This window comes from Streptomyces sp. f51, assembly GCF_037940415.1.
Lineage (GTDB): Bacteria > Actinomycetota > Actinomycetes > Streptomycetales > Streptomycetaceae > Streptomyces.
Genome location: NZ_CP149798.1, coordinates 4,098,972 through 4,120,000 on the forward strand (window position 1 = coordinate 4,098,972; position 21,029 = coordinate 4,120,000).

Genomic DNA, 21,029 nt, shown 5'->3' on the forward strand with positions numbered 1-21,029 from the left:
GGGGACGACGCCGGGGGCGGGCGGTGGTGAAAGACCGGACCCGGGGCCCTGCGGCTGCCGGAATGGATGTCCGTCTGCATGATGATCCGGAAAAGTTGGCGCCGGGGCGGCGGGTAGGGCCTGCTGCGCCGTCGATCTCTCGTACAGTTTGCGCCGTGGGATCTCTGCGCAATCCGGTCGGGCCGCTACCCTCCACCATCTACTGGCGTCGGAGGGCCGTTCTGCTGTCCGTACTAGGGCTGTTGGCGCTCCTCACCGTCTGGGTGGTCGGCACCGGAGGCGGCGGCGGCCACAACACCGGCGGAGGCTCGAACGGCAAGAACCCCGCTTCCTCGATCACGCCGGGACCCAGCGGTTCGGGCCCCGCGATCAGCCAACACCCGGGCGGGCGCGACGAGTCGGGCTCCGGCGGCGACAGCGGCGGCGGCACCGGCGGGTCCGCGGGCGACGGCGGCGGAGCGTCGGACGGCGGCTCCGGCGACGGTTCGGGCGACGGTACGGGCGACGGCTCCACCGGTTCCGGCGGCGGCGCCGGCGGAAGTTCGGACGACGGGGCCAAGAACGGCGGCGGGGCGGCCGACCGGCTCCCGGCCGGTTCCACCGTCCCCAACTGCACCCCGTCCGCTGTGAAGTTGACGCTCAAGAGCGTGCACAACAGCTACGCGCCCGGCGAGCGGCCCGAGATCCAGCTCGTCGCCAAGAACACCTCGGGCAGCGACTGCAAGGTCGATCTCGGCCCGAAGAGCACGGTTCTGACGATCACTCAGTCGGGAAGCGACAAGGACATCTGGGCCTCGGACGACTGCCCGAAGGACCCGGCGGGCGTCCTCTTCCGCGTGCCGGCCGGCAGCCAGACCGTCCACACGGTCACGTGGGACCGCAAGCCCGGCGCCCCCGCGTGCGCCACGCCCCCCTCGGGATCGGCGCCCGCCGGCACCTACCTGGTCGAGGCGAAGGTGCCGGGGCTGGCGAAGGCACAGACGTCGTTCGTCCTGTCCAAGGACTGAGCGCTCCCGGCCCGGGGAGCGCTCGGTGCTCTCCGGACCGCCCGGGGCGCGCGCCCGCTCCCCGGATGCGCCTCGCGCTCGGGACGTAGCGCTCCAAGCGCTCCAAGCGCTCCTGGATCGCTCTAGACGTAGCGCTCCAGGATCGAGGACTCCGCGAGACGGGACAGACCCTCGCGGACGCTGCGCGCCCGCGCCTCGCCCACGCCGTCGACCGTCTGGAGGTCGTCCACGCTCGCGGCGAGCAGCTTCTGGAGCCCGCCGAAGTGCTCCACGAGCCGGTCGATGATCGCGCCGGGCAGACGCGGCACCTTGGCGAGAAGCCGGAAGCCCCGCGGAGAGACCGCCGAGTCCAGCGCCTCGGGAGAGCCGGTGTACCCCAACGCCTTGGCCACCGTGGACAGTTCGAGAAGCTCGGCGTGGCTGAGCGCGTCCAGCTCGAACAGCGCCTCGTCGACCGTGCGGGAACGCTTGGCGGTCGGCTCGGGCACGTAGTCCCGGACGACCAGCTCGCGGTCGGGCTCGACACCGGCGATCAGCTCGTCGAGCTGGAGGGTCAGCAGACGCCCGTCCGTGCCCAGCTCCACCACGTACTCGGCGATCTCGGTGGCGATGCGGCGCACCATCTCCAGCCGCTGGGCGACCGCGGAGACGTCCCGGACGGTGACCAGGTCCTCGATCTCCAGCGCCGACAGCGTGCCCGCGACCTCGTCCAGACGCAGTTTGTAGCGCTCAAGGGTCGCGAGGGCCTGGTTGGCGCGGGAGAGGATCGCGGCCGAGTCCTCCAGGACCCGGCGGTGACCGTCCACGTACAGCGCGATCAGGCGCATCGACTGCGAGACCGAGACCACGGGGAAGCCGACCTGCTTGCTCACCCGGTCCGCGGTGCGGTGCCGGGTGCCCGTCTCCTCCGTCGGGATCGTCGGGTCGGGCACCAGCTGCACACCCGCCCGGAGGATCTTGGTGATGTCCTTGTCGAGCACGATGCCGCCGTCGAGCTTGCACAGCTCGCGCAGCCGGGTCGCGGTGAACTCGACGTCCAGGACGAATCCACCCGTGCACATCGCTTCGACGGTCTTGTCGGAGCCGAGCACGATGAGTCCGCCCGTATTGCCCCGGAGGATCCGTTCGAGCCCGTCGCGCAGGGCCGTGCCGGGCGCCACGGCGCTCAGTGAGGCGCGCATCAGGCCATCGGCACCGGAGCTCCCGCCGGACTTTCCGGGAGCTGCTGCCCGGTCGTTGGCTGCCACTGCACTCCTCCGGTCGCAGGTTTTCGGTCGCCCTCGTTTCGTACGGACGGGCGAGACCAGGGCAAAGTCTACCGGCGCTGCTCCTCGTCCCGTGGGGCCTCTCTGCGACGCGAGCGCGGAAGGACACTCAGAGCCGCGCCGATGTCGGCCACTTCCAGGACCTTCATACCGGCCGGGACCTTGCCCGGGTCGGTCGGCACGAGGGCGTGCGTGAAGCCCAGCCGGTGGGCCTCGGCCAGCCGGCGCTGGACCCCCGTGACCCGTCTGACCTCGCCCGCGAGCCCCACCTCGCCGATCGCGACCAGGTTCTTGGGCAGCGGGATGTCACTGGCGGCGGACGCCAGGGCGAGCGCGACGGCGAGGTCCGCGGCGGGCTCGGAGAGCTTCACCCCGCCCACCGTCGCCGAGTAGATGTCCCGCTTGCCGAGGGCGCTGATCTTGCCCCGCTGCTCCAGGACGGCGAGCATCATCGAGACGCGGGAGGTCTCCAGGCCCGAGGTCGTCCGGCGCGGGGAGGGGATCTGGGAGTCCACGGTGAGCGCCTGGACCTCGGCGACCAGCGGACGGCGGCCTTCGAGCGTGACGGTCAGACAGGTGCCGGGGACGGGCTCGGCGCGGCGCGTGAGGAAGAGCCCCGACGGGTCCGCGAGCCCGGTGATGCCCTCGTCGTGCAGCTCGAAGCAGCCGACCTCGTCCGTCGTCCCGTAGCGGTTCTTGACTCCGCGCACCAGCCTGAGGCGCGCGTGCCGGTCGCCCTCGAAGGACAGGACGACGTCCACGAGGTGTTCGAGCAGCCGGGGCCCCGCGATCGCGCCGTCCTTGGTGACATGGCCCACGAGCAGGGTGGACATGCCGCGCTCCTTGGAGGCGCGGATGAGCGCGCCCGCCACCTCGCGGACCTGCGCCATGCCACCGGGCGCGCCGTCGATCTCCGGGGAGGCGACGGTCTGCACGGAGTCCAGGATGAGCAGGGACGGCTTCACCGCGTCCAAGTGGCCGAGGACCGCCGCCAGATCGGTCTCCGCGGCGAGATAGAGGTGGTCGTCGATCGCCTTGATGCGGTCCGCGCGCAGCCGCACCTGACTGGCCGACTCCTCGCCCGTCACATACAGGGTGCGGTGTTCGTCACTCGCCGACTTGGCGGCCACGTCCAGCAGCAGCGTGGACTTGCCGACGCCGGGCTCGCCCGCGACGAGGACGACGGCCCCGGGCACGAGACCCCCGCCGAGGACACGGTCGAGCTCGGGCACGCCGGTGCTGCGGGCGGCGGCCTGACGGGCGTCGACCTGTCCGATGGGCAGCGCGGAGGTGGTGACCCGGCCCGGCGCGGTCGTGCGCACGGCGGGCGCGCCGTACTCCTCGACCGTCCCCCATGCCTGGCACTCGGCGCAGCGGCCGAGCCATTTGGCCGTCTGCCAGCCGCACTCGGTGCAGCGGTAGGACGGCCGGTCCTTCGCGGATTTCGTACGGGCAGCCATGACCGAACCGTAGCCGGACCCACTGACAACCCGGCACGCGCCGGTACGACCCCCACCGCACCGGGCCCCGAACCCACCCGAGCCGGCCCCGGACCCGCCCTTCGGTCCCGGACCGCCCTCGGGGCCGCTCCCCGGTCGCCGGACCGCCCCCCCGGCCTCGTCCCGATCGCACCCGGCGGAGCCCCGCCGCGAGCCCCCGTGCCCCCTTCCCACCCCCGCGCGACCGGGCCCCGCGGGGACCCGGAGCCGTGCCATCTGCCATGGAGTGCCATAGCGGCCCGTGACGGTCCAGGCCAGGGGTCGGGGGTTCCTGTCCCCTTATGAGGGATCGTTTCACCCGTACGGATTAAATGTCCTCAAGGGGGAGGAAGGGGCTGGCCCCGGGCACCTACGGTCGCACGGGTGATGAGCAGCAGTCCGGAGACCTCAACGCACACCACCGGCGCACACCGGGCGCACGGAACCGCGCGCAAGCGGGCGGCCGTGCCCCGCGGCGCGACCCGCACGCCGGCCCAGCGTCCCCCCGCGCGTTACGAGCCCTATCTGGACGGTCTGTTCACCTACTGCCTGTCCGTCCTGTGCGACCACGACGCGGCCACCGCCGCCCTCGGGGACGCCCTCGCGCTCGCCGAGCGGCGCGGCCCCCGCGGCCCGGAGGCCGCGGGCGACCGCAGGGCCTGGCTCTACGCGCTCGCCCGCTGGTCCTGTCTGCGCAAGCTCACCGAGGCCCGGCGCAAGCGGCAGGCGGCGCACTCCTCCGTGCGGCGCACCTCCCGCGCGAGCGGTTCCCACGGAGCTCCGGGAGGGCCCGGGGAAGGCGCCGCCCCGGACCGGGCGCTCAAGGCCGCCGCCGACCGGCGCGCGGCCGAGGCGCTGAGCGCCGTTCCCGTGCCCGAGGAGGTCCAGGACCACCGTCGCCGCGAACTGGGCCTGCTGGCCTGGCCGGAGGCCGCCGGCACCAGCCCGGAACAGCGCGAGGCGCTCGAACTCGCGGTGCGCCACCAGCTCGCCGCCCACGAGGTCGCCGCGGTCCTCGGCATGGACCTGACCGTGGCCCGCGAGCTGCTCGCCTCCGCCGCCTGCGAGGTCGAACGCACCCGCGCGGCCCTCGCCGTCGTGGAGACCGGCGCCTGCCCCAGCGTGGCCCGGCTCACCGGCGACAGCCGGCTCGTCCTGAGCACCACCCTGCGCGGCGAGCTGGTCCGGCACGTCGACGACTGCCCCCGCTGCCGCCGCACCGCAGAACGCGCGGTCCCCGGCGCCTGGCCCGGCACCAGCGTCACGCCCGCGGCGCTTCCCGTGCTCCGGGCCCCGCAGGCGGACCTGCGCAGCGCGATGGCGCACTCACCCCGCGCGCGGGGCAGCGCTCCGCGCTTCGACCGGCGCGGCTTCCCGATGGACCCCAAGGACCACGCCGCCCGAAGAGACCGCCTGCGCGCGCGTGCCGTCACGACGACCATCGTCGCCACCGTGGTGGCAGCGCCCGTCCTCGCCCTGTGGGCCGCCTACCGGGGCGCGCCCCTGACGGGCGAGGGCGTGGACGGCCGTCCGGCCAGTACGAGCGGGGCCCAGGACTCCGAGGGCCTGAACGGCGGGCAGGCGGGTGGCTACGAGAACGCCGGGAACGCCAGTGCCGGACCCGGCTCGGGCAAGGGGGGTTCGTCGGACGTCTCCGTCGAGGTCGTCAGCGCTCGCGGGACGACCCCGGGGCACCTGGCGGTGACGGCCGGGACCAGCGGCGACACGACCCTGATCAAGCTGACCGCGTCCGGCAGCTCCCCGGTCCGCTGGTCCGCGCGCACGGGCGTGTCCTGGCTCTACCTCAGCCAGTCCTCGGGAACGCTCGATCCGGGCGAGTCGCTGACGGTCAAGGTCTACGTCGACCACCTGCGCGAGCCGGCGGGCCACTGGACCGCGCGGGTGGCGATCGCCCCGGCGGGCGCGGTGGTCACGATCACCGGGTACGGCAAGGCGGGCTCGCCCCGCCCCGGCGGGGGACCGGACCCCGCCGCGAGCACTCCGACCCCCTCGGGCAGGGGGTCCACCCCGGCCGCGACCCCCAGCGAGGACCCGACCCCGACTCCGTCCGACCCGACGCCGACGCCCACCGCCACCGGCCCGTCCACCCCGGACCCGGGCACCTCCTCGACGCCGCCGGGCGACGGCGGCGACCCGGCCACGGGCACGCCCTGAGCCCCGGGCATCCCGGGGCCGAGCCCCTCGTCGTACGCCCCGTTCGCGGGCTCAGGCCACCGGATCCGCAGGGTGCGGTGCCACCAGCGGCAGCTGCGAGGCCAGCCGCTCCTCGCACAGCTGGACCAGGCGGTCGTATCCCGCCTGCCCCATGAGCTCGATCAGTTCCGGGCGGTACGAGACGTACACCGGTTCGCCGGCGCCGTGTGCCGAGGTCGCCGAGGTGCACCACCAGTGCAGGTCGTGGCCGCCCGGTCCCCAGCCGCGGCGGTCGTACTCGCCGATGGAGACCTGGAGCACCCGGGTGTCGTCGGGCCGGTCGATCCACTCGTACGTGCGCCGCACCGGCAGCTGCCAGCAGACGTCCGGCTTGGTCTCCAGCGGCTCGCGGCCCTCCTTGACCGCCAGGATGTGCAGCGAGCAGCCCGCGCCGCCGGCGAAGCCGGGACGGTTCTGGAAGATGCAGGACCCCTCGTAGGGACGGGTCTGGCGGTCGCCGTCCTCGTCCTTGGAGACCCAGCCCGTCTCCATGCCCACGTCATGGTGCTGCCAGATCTCCGGCGTGAGCCGGGCCACGTGCCCGGCCACCCGCTTCTCGTCGTCCTCGTCCGAGAAGTGGGCCCCCAGCGTGCAGCAGCCGTCGTCGGCGCGGCCCGCCTGGATGCCCTGGCAGCCGCTCCCGAAGATGCAGTTCCACCGGGAGGTCAGCCAGGTCAGATCGCACCGGAACACCTGCTCGTCATCGGCGGGATCAGGGAACTCCACCCACGCGCGAGCGAAGTCGAGCCCCTTCTCGTCGCCCTTTTTCGCGGGCTTGCCGGGCTTGCTCGAGCTGGTGGCCTTCGCCTGCGCGGAGCCCGTGGCCGATTTGTCGGACTTCGCCTTTTTCGTCTTTGGCACGCGTCCAGGGTAAGTCGCTTCCGCCCCGGCCGGGGACGCCCCGGTGACCTCCCGCAGGTCACCGTTCGACGTGGGCTTTCGCCCCGCCCCACGTGAAGAGCCCCGCTGGCAGTAGCGTTCCGTACATGAGACTCGGTGTCCTCGACGTGGGTTCGAACACGGTGCATCTGCTGGTGGTCGACGCCCACCCCGGTGCCCGCCCGCTTCCCGCGCACTCGCACAAGGCCGAACTGCGGCTCGCCCAACTGCTCGACGAGAGCGGGGCGATCGGCCCCGAAGGCGTCGACAAGCTCATCGAGACGGTCCACGACGCCCTGGAGGCCGCCGAGGACAAGGGCGTCGAGGCCCTGCTGCCGTTCGCGACCTCGGCCGTGCGCGAGGCCGTCAACGCCGACGAGGTCCTCGCCCGGGTCCAGGCCGAGACCGATGTCGAGCTCCAGGTCCTGACCGGCGCCGAGGAGGCCCGGCTCACGTTCCTCGCGGCCCGCCGCTGGTTCGGCTGGTCGGCGGGCAAGCTGCTCGTCCTCGACATCGGCGGCGGCTCCCTGGAGATCGCGTACGGCATGGACGAGGAGCCGGACGCGGCCGTGTCGCTGCCGCTCGGCGCCGGCCGGCTCACCGCGGGCTGGCTGCCCACCGACCCGGCGGACCCGGCGGACGTGCGGGCGCTGCGCCGGCACGTACGGGCCCAGATCGCCCGGACGGTCGGGGAGTTCGCCCGGTTCGGCGCACCGGACCACGTGGTCGCCACCTCCAAGACGTTCAAGCAGCTCGCCCGGATCGCCGGGGCGGCCCGCTCCACCGACGGCCTGTACGTCCAGCGCGAGCTCAAGCGACGCTCCCTGGAGGACTGGGTCCCCCGCCTCGCGTCCATGACGGCCGACGAGCGCGCCGAACTGCCGGGCGTCTCCCCGGGCCGCTCCGGCCAGCTCCTCGCCGGCGCCCTGGTCGCCGAGGCCGCCATGGACCTCTTCGGCGTCGAAACCCTGGAAATCTGCCCCTGGGCCCTGAGAGAGGGAGTCATCCTCCGCCGCCTGGACCAGATGGCCTCGGAGTAGAGGGGGGCACCCCGAAGGGGGCGCGGGGAACGGCGCGCTCAGCCCCCGGCGGGGGGGCAGGCGCAGACACGCCCCCTGCCCCCACGGCGAGTGGGCACCCCCGCATGCAAACCCCGGGGGGCAGGGCACCCCGAAGGGGGCGCGGGGAACGGCGCGCTCAGCTTCCGGCGAGGGGCAGGCGCCGACCCCCCCGCCCTCCCCACGGCGAGTGGCCGCCCCCGCACCAGCCCGGCAGGGCGTGGCATCGATCACAAGGCACCCCCACCCTCAACCCCCCGCCACCCTCCCCGGAGCCCCGCCCCACCCCGGGGCCCGAGGCACAAACCCCCCAGGCAGGACCCCCGTCCGGCCCCCCGGCCCGAGAGCCTGACGACCCTCCAGGCGGCCCCCGGCCGAGCTCACCGCCCCCCGCCCAACCCCCGGAAGCACCCCGTACCCTGTCCCTCGTGGCAGAACCAGTGGTGCGCATCCCGGATGCGAAGGTCGCGCTGTCCACGGCCTCCGTCTATCCGGAGTCGACCGCGACGGCCTTCGAGATCGCCGCGCGCCTCGGGTACGACGGCGTCGAGGTCATGGTGTGGACCGACCCCGTCAGCCAGGACATCGACGCGCTGCGCCGCCTCAGCGACTACCACCGCGTACCGATCCTCGCCGTTCACGCGCCCTGCCTGCTGATCACCCAGCGCGTCTGGTCCACCGACCCGTGGACCAAGCTCCAGCGCGCGAAGGCCGCCGCCGAGAAGCTCGGCGCCGGCACCGTCGTGGTCCACCCCCCGTTCCGCTGGCAGCGCCAGTACGCCCGCGACTTCGTCAGCGGGATCTGGCGCATGGCCGACGAGACGGACGTGCGGTTCGCCGTCGAGAACATGTACCCGTGGCGCTACCGCGACCGCGAGATGCTCGCGTACGCCCCCGACTGGGACGTGACGAAGGACGACTACCGCCACTTCACGATCGACCTCAGCCACACCGCGACCGCCCGCACCGACGCCCTCCAGATGATCGACCGCATGGGCGACCGCCTCGGACACGTGCACCTCGCCGACGGCAACGGCTCCAGCAAGGACGAGCACCTGGTCCCGGGCCGCGGCACCCAGCCCTGCGCCGAACTCCTCGACCGCCTCGCGCTGTCCGGTTTCGACGGCCATGTCGTCATCGAGGTCAACACCCGCCGGGCGATGTCCAGCGCGGAGCGCGAGGCCGACCTCGCCGAAGCCCTCGCCTTCACCCGGCTTCACCTCGCCTCGGCCGTCAAGGTGCCCCGCGGATGACGGACGCCGCCCCCCGCCGCGGCCGGGGACGTCCCACCCGTACCCAGACGGAGGCGGGCCCCGCCACCCGCGACCGCATCCTGGAAGCGGCCCGCGAGGAGTTCTCCGAGCGCGGGTACGAGAAGACGTCCGTCCGCGGCATCGCCAAGTCCGCCGGCGTGGACTCGGCCCTCGTGCACCACTACTTCGGCACCAAGGAACAGGTCTTCGAGGCGGCCATCGAGGTCGCCTTCGCCCCCGCGCTCGGAGCGCCCGAGAAGCTCGTCGAGGGCTCCCTCGACGGCGTCGGCGAACGGCTGACCCGGTTCGTCCTCGGCATCTGGGAGAACCCCACGAGCCGCACCCCGCTGCTCGCGATCGTCCGCTCGGCGGTGAACAACGACACCGCGGCCGCCGTCTTCCGCCGTCTCGTCGCCGCCCAGCTGCTGCGCCGCATAGCGGGCCGGCTCGACCTTCCGGACGCGGAGCTGCGCGCGGAGCTCGCCGCGGCCCAGCTGGTCGGGGTCGCGATGCTGCGCCATGTGATCAAGGTCGAGCCGCTGGCCTCCGCGGACCTGGAGCTCGTCGTGGCCAAGGTGGCGCCCGTGGTGCAGGGGCACCTGACGAACCCATGAGCGAGTGAGGCCCGGCCTGCCTCGGTGAACGCCGCCGACCTGCGCGGACGCCGTGCGCGTGCAGCCGCTGGGCGAGACGTGCGTTCCGGGATGCGGACGCCCTGTCCGGATCCTGGAGCACCGGCGTACGCTCGACTTCAGTCTTAACTCTCCGAAGGAGCGAGCGACGATGCCCGAGCTGAGGTCCCGCACAGTCACCCACGGCCGCAACATGGCGGGCGCACGCGCCCTGATGCGCGCCTCCGGTGTACCCGGTGCGGACATCGGACGGAAGCCGATCATCGCGGTCGCCAACTCCTTCACGGAGTTCGTGCCCGGTCACACCCACCTCCAGCCCGTCGGCCGGATCGTCAGCGAGGCCATCACGGCCGCCGGCGGCATCGCCCGCGAGTTCAACACGATCGCGGTCGACGACGGCATCGCGATGGGCCACGGCGGCATGCTGTACTCCCTGCCCTCCCGCGACCTGATCGCGGACTCGGTGGAGTACATGGTCGAGGCGCACTGCGCCGACGCCCTGATCTGCATCTCGAACTGCGACAAGATCACGCCCGGCATGCTCATGGCCGCCCTGCGCCTGAACATCCCCACGGTCTTCGTCTCCGGCGGCCCGATGGAGTCCGGCCGCGCCACCCTGGTCGACGGCACGGTCCGCACCCTCGACCTGGTCGACGCGATCTCCGACGCCGTGAACGACAAGATCTCGGACGAGGACATCCTCCGTATCGAGGAGAACGCCTGTCCGACCTGCGGCTCCTGTTCCGGCATGTTCACCGCCAACTCGATGAACTGCCTGACCGAGGCCATCGGCCTGAGCCTGCCCGGCAACGGCTCGGTCCTCGCCACCCACACCGCCCGCAAGGGCCTGTACGAGGACGCGGCCCGCACGGTCGTCGACATCACGCGCCGCTACTACGACCAGGACGACGAGTCGGTCCTGCCGCGCAACATCGCCACCCACGCGGCCTTCGAGAACGCCATGGCGCTCGACATCGCCATGGGCGGCTCCACCAACACGATCCTGCACCTGCTGGCCGCCGCCCAGGAGGCGGGCGTCCCGTTCGGCCTGGACGAGATCAACGACGTCTCGCGCCGGGTGCCGTGCCTCGCCAAGGTCGCCCCGAACGTCGCCAAGGACCGCACGTACTACATGGAGGACGTGCACCGCGCCGGCGGCATCCCCGCCCTCCTCGGCGAACTGCACCGCGCGGGCCTGCTCAACGAGGACGTCCACTCCGTCCACAGCCCGTCCCTCTCCGACTGGCTCAAGACCTGGGACGTGCGCGCCGGCTCCCCGTCCCCCGAGGCGATCGAGCTGTGGTACGCGGCCCCGGGTGGCGTCCGCTCCTCCGAGGCGTTCTCCCAGTCCGAGCGCTGGGCCGCCCTCGACGAGGACGCCGAGGGCGGCTGCATCCGCTCCGCCGAGCACGCCTACTCCAAGGACGGCGGCCTCGCCGTCCTCAAGGGCAACCTCGCCGTCGACGGCTGCGTCGTGAAGACGGCCGGTGTCGACGAGTCCATCTGGACCTTCGAGGGCCCGGCGGTCGTCTGCGAGTCCCAGGACGAGGCAGTCGACAAGATCCTCAAGAAGCAGATCACCCACGGCGACGTCGTGGTCATCCGCTACGAGGGCCCCAAGGGCGGCCCCGGCATGCAGGAGATGCTCTACCCGACCTCGTTCCTCAAGGGCCGCGGCCTCGGCAAGACCTGCGCCCTGATCACCGACGGCCGCTTCTCCGGCGGCACTTCGGGCCTGTCGATCGGCCACGCCTCCCCCGAGGCCGCGTCCGGTGGCACGATCGCCCTGGTCCGTGACGGCGACCGCATCCGCATCGACATCCCCAACCGCTCCATCGAACTGCTCGTGTCCGACGAGGAGTTGGAGACCCGCCGCGACGCCCTGAACGGCGTCTACGCCCCCGCGAACCGCGAGCGCAAGGTGACGGCCGCCCTGCGCGCCTACGCGGCGATGGCGACGAGCGCGGACAAGGGCGCGGTGCGCGACGTCTCGAAGCTGGGCTAGCGCCCGCCGGTCGAAGCAGCGTGAAGGGGGCCGTCCCACGTGGGACGGCCCCCTTCACGTCTGTCTCACCACCCCGAAGGATCCCGCCCGTCCACCGCGAAGAGGGTGCCGTCGGGGGCGGTGGCGTAGACGTGGGTGGCGGCGGTGAGGGGGGCCGGGAGCACACTGACGAGCGAGCCCCGGGTGCCGCCAGGACGCGGCCTGGTCTGGCCGAGCAGCGCGCCCCGGTCGGCGTCGACGGCGAGGAGACGCCCGTCCACCGCGGTGAGATAGAGACGTCCTCCGGCCACGGCCGGGGCGGACGCCTTGCTGACCGACGTCTCCACCCGCCACAGCTGCTTCGACGTCCTGGTGTTCACGGCGACCAGCGAACCGTCGTTCCCCAGCAGATACGCGATGTCCCCCCGTACGGCCACCTGCGCCTGGGCCTGCTGGACGCGCAGCGCGGTGCGGTGAAGCCTGCGCTCCGCCACGTCGTAACGCAGTACGGCGTCCGTGTACTGGTCGGCGGTGGTCGACGTGAACCAGACCGTTCCGTCGTGGGCCGCCACTACGCCGAGCTGCCCGTTCATGGTCCGCTGCCAGGTCGTGGCACCGGTCCGAGGATCCACGGCGGCCACCCGGGTCTCGGTCACCGTCGGCGTCGAGATCGCGTAGGCGACCCCGTCACCGAACGAGTGGAACTGGGGGAGGTGCATCCCGGGGACGGTGTGACGCCACTTCTCCCTGCCCGTGGCGGCGTCCAGCGCGGTGACCTCCGAGTCGGGGGCGACGAGCAGGACCACGCCGGCGGCGTGGGCGATACGGCCTTCGTAGCGCCCGACGTCCCGGGTCCAGCGCGTCGCGCCCGTGGCAGGGTCCAGTGCGGTCAGCCGTCGCCCGTCACCGCTGCCGACCAGCAGGAGCCCGCCGGAAAGGACCGGGGCCGGGGTGGAGTAGGCGCTGGTGGTCCCCGTGTCGCTCCGGGACCACAGCACTTCGCCGTTGTCCGGATCCATCGCCGCGGCAAGGACACCGGGCCGGACGCACAGCAGGGCTCGGGGCGTGTACGTGCACTGCGGCCGGCCTGCGGCTTCGGAGCCGGAGGTCTTCAGATCGAGACTCCAGGGCCGGAAGGCGTGCCCGGGCGGGAGAGCGGCGTGGTGTTCCCCAGCCGGGCTCTGCGACGTGCCGGGCAGACCGAAGGCGCCGACGACGACGCCGGTGACGAGGGCGAGCCCGGCGGCCACGACGAGCGCGGGCAGGCGCCGGCGCCTGCCGCCCCGTTTCTGTGCCGCCACATGAGTACGGTCCTCGGCACCCTCCGGCCGCCGGGGCCGCGGACGTGGACGCGATGCCCGCTCCGGTACGGCCGACTCCCCGCCGCCGGTGCGCTGTTCGGGTATGAAGGCCCGGGTGTCGTACGAGGCTGAGACCGAACGCAGCGCGGTCATCAGCTCGTCCGGGGTGGGCCGGTCCTCGGGCTCCTTGGCGAGACAGCGCGCGACCAGGTCGAGCAGCTCGTCCGGCACCCCGGTCAAGTCCGGCTCGTCGTGCACGACTTGATAGGCGACCAGATAGGGGCTGTCCGAGTCGAAGGGCCCGCTCCCGGTGGCCGCGTGCACGATCACCGACCCGAGGGCGAACACGTCCGCCGCCGGTCCGACATGCCGCGGTCTGCTGAACTGCTCCGGCGCCATGAACGGCGGCGTGCCGATCAACTTCCCGGTCTCCGTGCGGAGTTCACTGTCCGAGGGGCGCGAGATGCCGAAGTCGATGACCTTCGGCCCGTCCTCCGCCAGCAGGACGTTGCTGGGCTTGAGGTCGCGGTGGACGACCCCGGCCCGGTGGATGTCCCGCAGGGCCTCGGCGAGTCCGGCCATCAGATGGCGCAACCGGTCCGTGGACAGCGCGCCGTTCCGCTTCACGTGTTCGGCGAGGGTCGGACCCGGGATGAACAGGGTCGCCATCCACGGGTGTGCGGCGTCGGGGTCGGCGTCCACCACGGGCGCGGTGAAGGCACCGCTGACCCGTCGCGCGGCCGCGACCTCCTGACGGAACCGCCCCCGGAACTCGGGGTCTTGGGAGAACTCGGCGTGCACGACCTTGACGGCCAGCCGCAACCCGGAGGCGGACCGCGCCAGATGCACGATTCCCATGCCACCGGAGCCCAGTCTCGCCTCCAGCAGGTACTGCCCGGCGTAGCGCGGATGTTCCGCTTCCGAGTCCGTACCGGTGCTGCGCTGTGGCGGCATCACTCACCCCCGTGGGATCGACCGCATGCGCGACGCGCAGAGCCTAGTCGATCCTTCGTGCGAAACCTCGGCGGCTTGCTAGCCTCGGCGCGCGGCCAGAAATTGGCGTGAATCAATCAACGGGGGACGGCAGCATGGCCACGGAAGACATTGTGATCACGGATTCGGCGGATTCGGCGGACGGGATGTCGGCCACTGCCCAGGCGCTGCGCACCTACCCGCTCGCGCCGGGCCACGTCGTCAACGTCCGCAGTGGTCCGGGAACCCACTTCAGCGTCGTCCGCACCCTGCCGGCGGGGTCCCGCGTCCCGATCTACTGCCAGTGCCCGGGCGAGTCCGTGGCCGGCCCGTTCGGGACGAGCAACATCTGGGACAACATCTCGAACGGCCAGTTCGTGTCGGACGCCTACGTCCAGACCGGCAGCGACGGCTACGTCGCCGCCAAGTGTTCCTGACCGAGCCTCCCGGCCCTCGGGCACCCGCGGCGGCGGATCGGATCGTCACCGGGGCGATAATCGTCCGGTGAGCGACGAGACCAGCACCGGAACCGGTACCCCCGCGGGGCCCCAGCCCGAGCCCCTGCGGTTCTTCGGGACGACCTGGGTGGAGCACGACGGCGGCTACACCGCCCGCCGGATCGGCGTGGCCGTCGGCGCGCCGGTCGCCGCGGTGGCCTCCTGCTTCGTGCTCCGCTTCGCCTACGAGGGCCTGACCATCGGGAACGTGGGCACTCTCGTGACCGTCATGGTCGTGGTGATGTTCGCGGTGTGCACCGCGCTCGCGTTCGGCCACACCTGGGAGTCCTTCTCCAAGCGTCCCGACCCCGAGCGCCGGGCCAAGCTGCGCGGTCTGCTCACGATCGGTTTCGTCGGCTCCCTCCTCGCCTACTCCCTCCGCTCCCTCACCGAAGCGCCGGGCGAGAAGCTCCACCGCACGGAGTACGAGACGGCGAAGGAGCAGTACACCCGCCGCACCGAACGCCGAGCTGGCAACCCGGCGAAGAAGCGCCGCCGCGCCTGACCGGGTCCGACGAGGACGCGGCGCGGCATCCGACCGGGTCCCGGTGAAATAGCGCCCCCGCGCGGGACCGGGGCGGGCGAAGTGGCGCTGCCGAGCCTGGCCGGGATCGGCGAAGTAGCGCCCCCGCGTGTGCCCGGGATCGGCGAAGTAGCGCCCCCGCGCGTGACCAGGTCCGGCGACGAAGCACCGCCCCACCCGACCGAACCGCCTGGCCCGCGTGCCCTCACCGGAGTCGGTCCGGCGACGAAGCGCCCCCGTACCCGGCCGCCCCCGCCCCACCCCGGCCCCCGCGACAGAAAACCCCCTGTCCCGCCCCCGCACCACCCGCGATCATGACCCCATGAAGCCTTCCTCGTCGCCCTCGCCCTCCACTCCCTCCTCGCCTCCCGGAGCCGCCCTGCACGCCGCGCGGGCCCGTTCGTTCGACGGTGCCGCGGCGCAGTACGCCGCCAACCGTCCCTCGTACCCGCCCGCCCTCTTCGACGCCGTGGAAGACCTGGCGGGCCGGTCGCTGCGCGGCGCCGGGGCCGCCGATGTCGGAGCGGGCACCGGCATCTCGACCGGGCTCCTGCACGACCGCGGCGCGGACGTCCTCGCCGTGGAGCCCGGCCCGGGCATGGCCGCCGAGTTCCGCCGCGTCCACCCCCGCATCCCGATCGTCCGGGGCAGCGGCGACGCCCTGCCCCTCGCGACCGCCTCCATGGACTTCATCACCTACGCCCAGTCCTGGCACTGGACCGAGCCGCGCCGCTCGGTGCCGGAGGCCGTGCGCGTGCTGCGTCCCGGCGGGGCCCTGGCGCTGTGGTGGAACACCGAGGCCCTCGACGTCCCGTGGATCGAGGCGGCGGCCCGGCGCGCCGGACGTTTCCTCGGCCTGGACGAGAAGGACCTGAAGGCGGACAGGAGTTCCTGCTCCGCCCACTCCGCTCACTCCCTGGCCGCCGACCCCAGCGGGACCCTCGCCTTCGAACACCGCCGGGTCCGCTGGAGCCGGCGCGTCCCGGTCGACACCCGCCTCGCCAACATCGGCAGCCACTCGCAGTTCCTGGTCCTCGGCGAGGAGGCCACCGCCGCGTTCTTCGCCGAGGAACGGAACCACCTCCTCCAGGCCTTCCCCGAAGGATTCGTGGAGGAGGCCTACGTCGTGGAACTGCTGGTGGCGATCCGCCCGTGATCCCGCCCGGCGGCCCACGCGTCGAGGGCCGCCGCACACGCGTGGTCCACATGCCGCAGCCCGCCGAGCTCCAGCCGTACGACACGGTCGCGGGGCAACGCCTCCAGGGCGTCCAGCAGCTTCGGCAGCCGCAGGAACGTGGCGTTGCCGACCACCCGTACGACCAGGCCCGCGGCGCCCCGGTCCTCCGTCTCCACATGCACATGGCTGATGTCCCAGGCGGTCTTGGCCACCGCGAGCGCGAGCCCGACCAGCACCCCCTCGAACAGGTTCCCCAGCACGATCGCCACCGCGGTCACCGTGAGCACGCCCACCTCACCGCGATGCCCGCGCCACAGCGCCCGCACCTCCCGCACCGGCACCAGCTTGCACCCCGCGTGCACCAGCAGCCCCGCCAGCGCCGCCACCGGAATCAGCCCGAGCACCGCCGGCACCACGGCCGTGAAGAGCAGCAGCCACACCCCGTGCAGCACCCGCGACGCCTTGGTCCGCGCACCCGCGTGCACATTGGCGGCGCTCCGCACGATCACCGCGGTCATGGGCAGCGCCCCGAGCATCCCGCACACGGCGTTGCCGGCGCCCTGCGCGATGAGCTCACGGTCGTAGTCGGTGCGCGGCCCCTGGTGCAGCCGGTCCACCGCCGCCGCGCTGAACAGCGACTCCGCCGAGGCGATCAGCGCGAACGCCAGCACCGTCCCGATCACGCCCACCTCCGTGAGCCGGCCCAGATCCGCGGTGGACGGCGGCCGTACGGCGTCGAACAGCCCCTGGATCTCGACGCGCCGCACCGCGAGGCCGAAGGTCCCGGTCACGGCCGAGGCGAGCGCCACCGCCAGCAGCGGCGCCGGCACCACCCGTGCGCCCCGCCGCCAGCGCGGCCACAGCAGCAGTACGGCGACGGTGGCGCCCCCGACCGCGAGCGCCACCGGATCGGCGGCCCCGGCCAGTGACACGAGCCCGGCGATCTTCCCGAGCCCGTCGGAGGGCGCCGCCGCGTCGCCCATGGCGTACACCTGGCCCGCGATCAGCACGAGCCCGATCCCGGCGAGCATCCCCTGCACCACGGCCACCGACACGGCCCGGAACCACCGCCCCAGCCGCAGGACCCCGAGTCCGAGCTGCACGAGCCCGGCCCCGAGCACCAGCACGCCGAGCGCCTGGACCCCGTACGACCGCACTGCCTCGTACACGAGCACGGTCAGCCCGGCGGCGGGGCCGCTCACCTGGAGACTGCTGCCGGGCAGCGCCCCGGCGACCAGCCCGCCGACGATTCCGGTCACCAGCCCCAGTTCGGCCGGTACACCGGACGCTATGGCGACCCCGACACACAGGGGCAACGCCACCAGAAAGACGACGAGGGACGCGAACAGATCGGCCTTGCGCATCACGACAGCACCTCCGGTCGACAGCGGGAGATGCGTGGGTGCCGGGCCGGGGGAGGGCACGGCGGACCGCGCGACCCGGCACGGGGCCGTATCGCGCAGTGAAATCCATTGTCAGGTAAGCCCGTTGGCCGCGCAGCACCTAGCGGCCAGGGTCACGCGAATGCGGGAGCGCGTGATGCGGGAGCGCCGCGGACGATCGCGTTCCGTTCGCGCCGCCGCACGCCCGCGCCACCCGTCACCCACCCCTCACCACCCATCACTCGCCACCAAGCCCCGCGCCACCCGTCACCCCGCCCCACCCATCACCCGTAACCCCGCCCCTCACCACTCGTCACTCGTCACTCGTCACTCGTCACTCGTCACTCGTCACCGAGCCCCGCGCCATCCGTCATCGCGCCCCTCCCCGCCGCCTGCCCGCCCTGCTCGCCGCCGCGCCCCTCCCCGCCCGGCCCCATGTCGGTGCCGTGCGGCCCTTGACCCGCGCATCCCGCGAGAGGAATATTCATCATGTGATGATTATTCGTCCGCGTCCGCCCGACCCCACAGGAAAACCCGTGCCCCTTTCCCCGCCCGCCGTCCGCGCCGAGGGCCTCACCGTCGTCCGCGGCACCCGCACCGTCCTGCACGGACTCGACTTCACCGTCCCGCGCGGCCAGATCACCGGCCTGCTCGGCCCCTCCGGCTGCGGAAAGTCCACGCTGATGCGCGCGACCGTCGGCACCCAGGCCAAGGTCGGCGGCACCCTCGAAGTCCTCGGCCTCCCCGCGGGCGACGCCGCACTGCGCTCCCGCATCGGCTACGTCACCCAGGCGCCCTCCGTCTACGACGACCTGAGCGTCCGCCAGAACCTCGACTACTTCGCCGCGATCCTCGATCCCGGCCGGGGCGCCGCCGACCGCCGCCACGCGGATGTCACCCGCGTCATCGCCGACGTCGACCTCACCACCCACGCCGACTCCCTGGCCGGCAACCTCTCGGGCGGCCAGCGCAGCCGCGTCTCGCTCGCCGTCGCCCTCCTCGGCGCCCCGGAACTCCTCGTCCTCGACGAACCGACCGTCGGCCTCGACCCCGTCCTGCGCCGCGATCTGTGGAGCCTCTTCCACTCCATCGCGCAGGAGCGCGGCACGACGCTCCTCATCTCCTCCCACGTCATGGACGAGGCCGAGCGCTGCCACCGGCTCCTGCTGATGCGCGAGGGCGGGATCCTCGCCGACGACACCCCTGAAGCCCTGCGCGAACGAACCGGCTCGGACACCGTCGAAGCCGCCTTCCTGCACCTCGTGGACGAGGCGGTCGCCGCCGCGCGGCAGTCCGCGCCGGCCACGGCCGCGCACGCCCCGGTCCCCGGCCCCGACTCCCGCGAGGAGACCGCACGATGAGTTCCACCGCGGCCACGAGCCCCACTCCACCCGCCGCACCCGAGCCCGACGCCGCTCCGGGACGGCCGGCCCCGGCCTCCCGCCCGAGCGCGCTCAACCTCTCCCGTACGACGGCCACCGCGGCCCGCGCCCTGCGCCAGCTCCGGCACGACCCGCGCACCATCGCGCTGATGATCCTCGTCCCCTGCGTGATGCTGGTCCTGCTCCGCTACGTCTTCGACGGCAGCCCCGGCACCTTCGACTCCATCGGCGCGTCCCTCCTCGGGATCTTCCCGCTGATCACGATGTTCCTGGTGACCTCGATCGCGACCCTGCGCGAGCGCACCTCCGGCACCCTCGAACGCCTCCTCGCCATGCCCATGGGCAAGGGCGACCTGATCGCCGGCTACGCCCTCGCCTTCGGCGCGCTCGCGATCATCCAGTCGGCGCTGGCCACCGGACTCGCGGTCTGGGTCCTCGGCCTGGACGTCACCGGCTCTCCCTGGCTCCTCCTGCTGGTGGCCCTCCTCGACGCCCTCCTCGGAACGGCCCTCGGCCTCTTCGTCTCGGCGTTCGCCGCCTCCGAGTTCCAGGCCGTCCAGTTCATGCCGGCGGTGATCTTCCCGCAGCTCCTGCTGTGCGGCCTGTTCACCCCGCGCTCCGACATGCACCCCGTACTGGAGGCGATCTCCGACGTCCTCCCGATGTCGTACGCGGTCGACGCCATGAACGAGGTCCTCAAGCACACCGACATGACCGCGACGTTCGTGCGCGACGTACTGATCGTCGCCGGCAGCGCGCTACTGGTCCTGGGGCTCGGAGCGGCGACCCTGCGACGCCGGACGCCGTAGTACGCCGAGTACGCCGCGGCACCCCGCGGCCATGGGCGGCGGGGGCGGCCGCCCTCCGTCCGCCCACCGGACATCCCGCCCGCCCCCATGATCCCGGTGGGAGGATGAACAGCGGACGACCCAACTCCCGGAGGGCACCCGCACCATGCCTCAGAAAGTCGCAGTCCTCGGCACCGGCAAGATCGGCGAAGCCCTGCTCAGCGGAATGATCCGAGCCGGCTGGGCCCCCACCGACCTCCTGGTCACCGCCCGTCGGCCGGAGCGGGCCAGGGAACTCCGGGAACGGCACGGCGTCACCCCGGTCGGCAACGCCGAAGCGGCGAAGACCGCGGACACCCTGATCCTCACGGTCAAGCCCCAGGACATGGGGGCCCTGCTGGACGAACTCGCCCCCCACATCCCCGCCGACCGCCTGATCATCAGCGGCGCGGCCGGCATCCCGACCTCCTTCTTCGAGGAGCGCCTGGCCCCGGGCACGCCCGTCGTCCGGGTCATGACGAACACCCCCGCCCTCGTGGACGAGGCCATGTCCGTCATCTCCGCGGGCAGCCACGCCACCGCGGAACACGTGGCCTACGCCGAGGAGGTCTTCGGCGCCGTCGGCAAGACCCTGCTCGTCCCCGAGTCGCAGCAGGACGCCTGCACGGCTCTCTCCGGTTCGGGACCCGCGTACTTCTTCTACCTGGTCGAGGCCATGACGGACGCGGGCATCCTGCTCGGCCTGCCCCGCGACAAGGCGCACGACCTGATCGTCCAGTCCGCGATCGGCGCCGCCGTGATGCTCCGCGACAGCGGCGAGCACCCGGTCAAGCTCCGCGAGAACGTCACCTCCCCCGCGGGCACCACGATCAACGCGATCCGCGAGCTGGAGAACCACGGCGTACGCGCCGCACTCATCGCCGCACTGGAAGCGGCCCGCGACCGCAGCCGCGAACTCGCCTCCGGCAACAGCTGACGCGCCCACCCCGAGCTCCGACCGGCCCCCGCGCACCGAGCAGCCCTCGGCGCCCGGGGGCCGGTCCGGTCATCCGGCCGTGGGCGCCAGCAGGCCGATGGCCTCGTAGGCCGAGTCCACCGTCGGCCGCGCCATCCCTCTGGCCCGCCGCGCCCCGTCCCGCAGCACCCCCTCCACGTACGAGGGATCCGCGCAGAGCTGTTTGTGCCTCTCCTGCACGGGCCTGAGAAGCTCGACCACGGCGTCGGCGGTGTCCTTCTT

The 21,029-nt window shown here is 73.1% G+C and carries 18 protein-coding genes (1 of these 18 only partly in view); 12 read left to right on the top strand and 6 right to left on the bottom strand.

Annotation, left to right across the window (positions count from 1 at the left end):
- Positions 1-155 precede the first annotated feature (155 nt).
- On the top strand, positions 156-1,007 hold the full coding sequence (locus WJM95_RS17910) for a hypothetical protein (protein ID WP_339130722.1): 852 nt from the start codon (positions 156-158) through the stop codon (positions 1,005-1,007).
- A gap of 122 nt (positions 1,008-1,129) precedes the next feature.
- Here the strand turns inward: WJM95_RS17910 and disA are convergent, their stop codons facing one another.
- Positions 1,130-2,254 (bottom strand): DNA integrity scanning diadenylate cyclase DisA, encoded by a 1,125-nt coding sequence (gene disA / locus WJM95_RS17915; protein WP_037625884.1) that lies wholly within the window; start codon positions 2,252-2,254, stop codon positions 1,130-1,132.
- 68 nt (positions 2,255-2,322) lie between these two features.
- Positions 2,323-3,732, bottom strand: coding sequence for a DNA repair protein RadA (gene radA, locus WJM95_RS17920; protein WP_339130723.1), 1,410 nt, complete (start codon positions 3,730-3,732; stop codon positions 2,323-2,325).
- Between the two features lie 402 nt (positions 3,733-4,134).
- Between radA and WJM95_RS17925 the strand changes: the two genes are divergently transcribed.
- Entirely contained in the window at positions 4,135-5,925 is a 1,791-nt protein-coding gene (locus WJM95_RS17925) for a hypothetical protein (RefSeq protein ID WP_339130724.1), read from the top strand.
- Positions 5,926-5,976: 51 nt separating this feature from the next.
- Here WJM95_RS17925 and WJM95_RS17930 read toward each other — a convergent pair whose 3' ends face one another.
- Positions 5,977-6,825 carry a hypothetical protein gene (locus WJM95_RS17930; protein WP_339130725.1) on the bottom strand — a complete coding sequence of 283 codons (849 nt, stop codon included), beginning with the start codon at positions 6,823-6,825 and terminating at the stop codon, positions 5,977-5,979.
- 125 nt (positions 6,826-6,950) lie between these two features.
- Between WJM95_RS17930 and WJM95_RS17935 the strand changes: the two genes are divergently transcribed.
- The 4 genes from WJM95_RS17935 to ilvD all read left to right on the top strand — a co-directional run bounded on the left by WJM95_RS17935 (position 6,951) and on the right by ilvD (position 11,791).
- Positions 6,951-7,883, top strand: coding sequence for a Ppx/GppA phosphatase family protein (locus WJM95_RS17935; RefSeq protein WP_339130726.1), 933 nt, complete (start codon positions 6,951-6,953; stop codon positions 7,881-7,883).
- A gap of 446 nt (positions 7,884-8,329) precedes the next feature.
- On the top strand, positions 8,330-9,154 hold the full coding sequence (locus tag WJM95_RS17940) for a sugar phosphate isomerase/epimerase (RefSeq protein ID WP_339130727.1): 825 nt from the start codon (positions 8,330-8,332) through the stop codon (positions 9,152-9,154).
- A complete protein-coding gene (locus WJM95_RS17945; RefSeq protein ID WP_339130728.1) occupies positions 9,151-9,768 on the top strand; it encodes a TetR family transcriptional regulator in 618 nt (205 codons plus the stop codon). Before WJM95_RS17940 ends, WJM95_RS17945 begins: the two co-directional genes overlap by 4 nt.
- A 169-nt stretch (positions 9,769-9,937) precedes the next feature.
- Positions 9,938-11,791: a dihydroxy-acid dehydratase gene (gene ilvD / locus WJM95_RS17950; RefSeq protein WP_339130729.1), complete on the top strand. Its 1,854-nt coding sequence runs from the start codon at positions 9,938-9,940 to the stop codon at positions 11,789-11,791.
- Between the two features lie 65 nt (positions 11,792-11,856).
- On the opposite strand, the gene WJM95_RS17955 is transcribed toward ilvD, so the two are convergent.
- Entirely contained in the window at positions 11,857-14,025 is a 2,169-nt protein-coding gene (locus tag WJM95_RS17955) for a serine/threonine-protein kinase (protein WP_339130730.1), read from the bottom strand.
- Positions 14,026-14,159: 134 nt separating this feature from the next.
- Between WJM95_RS17955 and WJM95_RS17960 the strand changes: the two genes are divergently transcribed.
- The 3 genes from WJM95_RS17960 to WJM95_RS17970 all read left to right on the top strand — a co-directional run bounded on the left by WJM95_RS17960 (position 14,160) and on the right by WJM95_RS17970 (position 16,219).
- Positions 14,160-14,480 carry a hypothetical protein gene (locus WJM95_RS17960; protein ID WP_339130731.1) on the top strand — a complete coding sequence of 107 codons (321 nt, stop codon included), beginning with the start codon at positions 14,160-14,162 and terminating at the stop codon, positions 14,478-14,480.
- A gap of 67 nt (positions 14,481-14,547) precedes the next feature.
- Positions 14,548-15,045: an EamA/RhaT family transporter gene (locus tag WJM95_RS17965; RefSeq protein WP_339130732.1), complete on the top strand. Its 498-nt coding sequence runs from the start codon at positions 14,548-14,550 to the stop codon at positions 15,043-15,045.
- 340 nt (positions 15,046-15,385) lie between these two features.
- Entirely contained in the window at positions 15,386-16,219 is an 834-nt protein-coding gene (locus tag WJM95_RS17970; protein WP_339130733.1) for a class I SAM-dependent methyltransferase, read from the top strand.
- Here WJM95_RS17970 and WJM95_RS17975 read toward each other — a convergent pair.
- Positions 16,183-17,604, bottom strand: coding sequence for a SulP family inorganic anion transporter (locus WJM95_RS17975; protein WP_339130734.1), 1,422 nt, complete (start codon positions 17,602-17,604; stop codon positions 16,183-16,185). The two genes, WJM95_RS17970 and WJM95_RS17975, sit on opposite strands and share 37 nt — an antisense overlap.
- Before the next feature lie 554 nt (positions 17,605-18,158).
- Here WJM95_RS17975 and WJM95_RS17980 point away from each other — a divergent pair.
- The 3 genes from WJM95_RS17980 (at position 18,159) to proC (ending at position 20,768) form a co-directional block, all read left to right on the top strand.
- Positions 18,159-18,983, top strand: coding sequence for an ABC transporter ATP-binding protein (locus WJM95_RS17980; protein ID WP_339130735.1), 825 nt, complete (start codon positions 18,159-18,161; stop codon positions 18,981-18,983).
- Positions 18,980-19,813 carry an ABC transporter permease gene (locus WJM95_RS17985; protein WP_339130736.1) on the top strand — a complete coding sequence of 278 codons (834 nt, stop codon included), beginning with the start codon at positions 18,980-18,982 and terminating at the stop codon, positions 19,811-19,813. Before WJM95_RS17980 ends, WJM95_RS17985 begins: the two co-directional genes overlap by 4 nt.
- Before the next feature lie 145 nt (positions 19,814-19,958).
- Entirely contained in the window at positions 19,959-20,768 is an 810-nt protein-coding gene (gene proC, locus WJM95_RS17990; RefSeq protein WP_339130737.1) for a pyrroline-5-carboxylate reductase, read from the top strand.
- 69 nt (positions 20,769-20,837) lie between these two features.
- On the opposite strand, the gene trpS is transcribed toward proC, so the two are convergent.
- Positions 20,838-21,029, bottom strand: the 3' end of a protein-coding gene (gene trpS / locus WJM95_RS17995) for a tryptophan--tRNA ligase (RefSeq protein ID WP_339130738.1). 813 nt of this gene lie beyond the right edge of the window; 192 of the gene's 1,005 nt are visible here — the last part of the coding sequence; the start codon falls outside the window, past its right edge; the stop codon is at positions 20,838-20,840.